The 3,537-nt window shown below is 40.8% G+C and carries 3 protein-coding genes and 2 pseudogenes; all 5 read right to left on the bottom strand.

The window, feature by feature from the left end; genetic code table 11:
* Positions 1 to 530, bottom strand: a 530-nt coding sequence (locus C6Y40_RS09490) for a helix-turn-helix domain-containing protein (RefSeq protein ID WP_146129474.1), incomplete at its 3' end; no start/stop codon positions are given.
* Positions 531 to 631: 101 nt separating this feature from the next.
* A complete protein-coding gene (locus C6Y40_RS09495; RefSeq protein ID WP_240621896.1) occupies positions 632 to 1,213 on the bottom strand; it encodes a cysteine peptidase family C39 domain-containing protein in 582 nt (193 codons plus the stop codon).
* A 2-nt stretch (positions 1,214 to 1,215) separates the two neighbouring features.
* Positions 1,216 to 2,469 (bottom strand): HlyD family secretion protein, encoded by a 1,254-nt coding sequence (locus C6Y40_RS09500; RefSeq protein WP_105934400.1) that lies wholly within the window; start codon positions 2,467 to 2,469, stop codon positions 1,216 to 1,218.
* Between the two features lie 186 nt (positions 2,470 to 2,655).
* Positions 2,656 to 2,808, bottom strand: a pseudogene (locus C6Y40_RS09505) (transposase); the annotation flags it as partial.
* A 21-nt stretch (positions 2,809 to 2,829) separates the two neighbouring features.
* Positions 2,830 to 3,537, bottom strand: a pseudogene (locus C6Y40_RS09510) (IS66-like element ISAma4 family transposase); the annotation flags it as partial.

The following is a 3,537-nucleotide window of genomic DNA, read 5'->3' on the forward strand; positions in this document are numbered from 1 at the left end:
AAGTTACCTACATAGAACGTGTCCTGAGAGCCTAAATAGCCAGGGTGATGCGTTTCAATTTCACCGCAGGCTTCATCGTCCTGTTTTTTCTTTTCCAGCGCAGCAACTTGGTCTTCGCTAAGAATGATGCCTTCCTTTTCAACCTTGTCTTCCAAGGCAGCTAAACGCTTTTTGAAGTTCTCCAGGTTATGCCGGAGCCAGATGGATCGAACACCACTACCAGACACGAATACACCTTGCTTACGAAGTTCATTGCTGGTTCTGGCTTGGCCGTGTGCAGGAAACTCTACTGCGTATTTAATAACGGATTGTTCCGTTTGTTCATCCACGCGATTCTTAAGGTTAGGAGTGCGTCTGGACTGACTAATTAGCGAATCAACACCACCTTCTTTAACCAGTTCCTGATACCGGTAAAACGTATCTCGTGATACACCCATGATTTTGCAGGCTTTAGATACATTACCGAGTTCCTCGGCTAGATTGAGTAAACCTGCTTTGTGTTTAATGATTGGATTGTTAGTATGCAACATGAGAGTTACCTTTGGTTTGTTTAATAAAGATTCGACACCTTTATCAAACCGGGTAACTCTCATCATTTCAAGTCGATGTGTCAGATCTGGTCGGAACTAATTCAACTTATAAGTGCGAAAACCTGTATCAAAATTGAAAGCAAAAGTATTATGGAAAGACTTCTTTTTAAACCAACAATTTTTGACCAGAAATGACTGATTTTCAGGTCATTTCTCTCTTTATTCTTTTTAAACTCTGGGTTTGGGTTAAGTATAAGGGCGACGCCGGTGAAATATAAATTCACTTCATTTTGGGATATTGCTCGCTCCCCTACAGCGGGGTCATGTATTAAGACTTTATTTTTGGATACTTTTTTCAAAACAACGAAATGTTTCATTTCCCAATGCAATATACAAGGGACATTGAGTTCATCTAATTGTTCTAAGTCTATTTTGACAGCCCGAGATGTAAGATGTAATTTAGTTGCGATCTCCATCATCTGGCTCAGATTAATACCACGAGAAGATATGGGATACTTGGCACGTATAGTTGTAAGATCGACATTAAAACCATAGAAATTAGCGATCATCGCCAAACAAGCAAGTCCACATTCGGAAGCTTCCGTTTGCAACATAACAGGGAGGTGATTTCCGTACGAAAACTTGAGCCTATTCTCTGGTCTTTGGAGGGTAATCTGATTCACAACTACAACTTCCCGTGTAATGTATATAGTGGTTCAAGTAACCATTCAAGAAGGCTTCTGTCCTTCAATTTTATATCTGCGGATAATGTCATTCCTATTTTCAATGACAATTCTTGGCCGTAAGCTTCTATTTTTCTACTATTCAGTTCAGCCCTTACTAGATATACAGGTTCTTGTATTGGGACTGGACTCTTGTTTACTTCATCGGGAAGCAAGAGTGAACTCGATATACTTTTAATTGTGCCAGAATAAACGCCAAATTTTTGATAGGGAAAAGCATCGTAACGAATTTCTATATTTTGGTCAGCTTCAACAAACCCAGCCGCACGTACCGGTATAAGTAATTTTATTTCTAATTTACTATTTGCAGGAACAATTGTTAAGAGTGATTGGTTTATTAATGTCTGTTGACCCTCCCTGACTTGCAGACTAGATATTACTCCATCTTTTGGTGCTTTTATTGTATATGATCTCTGGCTATCAAGTTGAGTGAGGTTTTGTCTAATGTCACTTATATTTCTTTTTAAATCATCAATTTGATTTTCATATTCATTTGGTAGAATCGCCAAAGATGTTTTGAGTTGAGAGATTTTGTTAATTTGATTGACCTTCTCCCTATTTAATGAACTTAGTTCATTTTTAATTGATAGCTTTTGTTCCGTTACGGAATTCTTATCTAATTTAGATACATATCCCAATTTTGCCATAGATTCATAATTGTCTACTTTATTACTAACCAATGAGAGTAAATCAGTCAATGTGGAAACTTGAGAATCTAATTGCTCTAAATTCTTTTGAGATGCTTGTATCTGTTGGTTTATATCAGCATTTTTCAGTTCGTAGACTTGCAAAACCCTATTTAGTTGCATTTGGTAAATAGTTAATTGCCTATTATATTCCTGTTTTAGCTGCTCTTCTAAGTTAACCCCATTTTCTAACACTTTATCTCCATTAATAATAAACAGTGTTTGCCCTTTTTTTATGGATTCTCCTTCTTTGACCATTATTTTTTCTACGCGACCCAATGAAGCTTCAGGATAGACTCTAACTATACCTGCATTCGGCTCCAACCAACCAAGGACGGCTTCTTTCTTCGCAAAATTACTGCTTAAAAGCCAGAGAATTAGTGCAGATGTCCAAATCAAAAATAAATATGTTATAAAAGTATGTGACAAGGGCGGGGATACGAGAACATCGCCATGTAAACGATGTTTTTGGAATTTCAGCACTTCTTTGCGGAAAAGATTTTCTGGCATAAAACGACACCTCCCTGCTACGTACTACTCTCAATTACAACTCTTTTGTGCTTGAATCCGAGCTGTAATGGCCTTTTCCATACGGCCTTATAATGATATCCGAATAAGATAAAAAATACACCCTAAATGACTCCCCAAGTCATATAAAAAGTGCACACTCTTGGTCAGACGTTGATGAGAGATGACCCATATCAGGCCCTCCATCAAGCCCGCGTTCCGAGTATTGCACTTACGTAAATTACAGTAGGATTTCCATTCCTTGAACAGTAACTCTATCTGCCAGCGTAAGCTGTATAGTTGTACGACTGCTTTTGCCGCGTATTGCTCACGGGGCAAGTTCGGTAACCGTTCACCAAGGCCCTATTGACAGGCAGCTTTGAAGTCGTCGAGCAGAGGATAGGGCGTTTTGTTCAGCGTCGCTTCGAGAATGGCGCGGAGCCAATTCAGTGGATTCAGCTTTTGTTTCCGGCAGGTTTCGACGATGGTGAGTATACGTTGTCTGAACAGTTCCCCTCGGTGAGACCACACACCATAGCTGCCTTTTCGCCACAGCACATAGCTTCGCAATGAACGCTCGGCTTCATTGTTAGTGAGAGGGACGCCATCGTGACTGAGGAATACCCAGCACATGTCATCGTGTTTTAGCAGTAGCTTACACCGGTTCTGATAGCGGGGAGTCACACAGCGTCTTGATGCCAGTTCAAGTTGCTCTCGCCAGGCGATGCGTAGTTTTTCCATCCGGTCCAGGTATCGCTTTTCACTTAGTGCGTTACTCTCATACCGGTGTTGCAGCCGGAACAGTATGCGAATGAGCCTGACTAACGTTGTTCCATAGGTTTTATTCGTACCCCAGCTTTCCGCCAGCGCATTCATGTTTCTTAAGATATGCGCCCAGCACAATTGACGGTGGTCTGAATCGATGTAGTGATAACCGGCATACTGGTCAGTAACAACAATGTTTTCCGGATTATCGCCGAGTAGTTTCTTTGCCGCCCAGGCGCCACGTGAGAAGTGCGTCATAAAGCATGATAATTCTGCTGTGCATACCTGCCACATCCAGCGGTTTTC

It is taken from the genome of Marisediminitalea alba, from assembly GCF_002993365.1.
Lineage (GTDB): Bacteria > Pseudomonadota > Gammaproteobacteria > Enterobacterales > Alteromonadaceae > Alteromonas > Alteromonas alba.

Excerpts from the sequence above, each read along its gene's own strand:
- C6Y40_RS09500 (WP_105934400.1), bottom strand. The coding sequence starts at position 2,469 with ATGCCAGAAAATCTTTTCCGCAAAGAAGTGCTGAAATTCCAAAAACAT.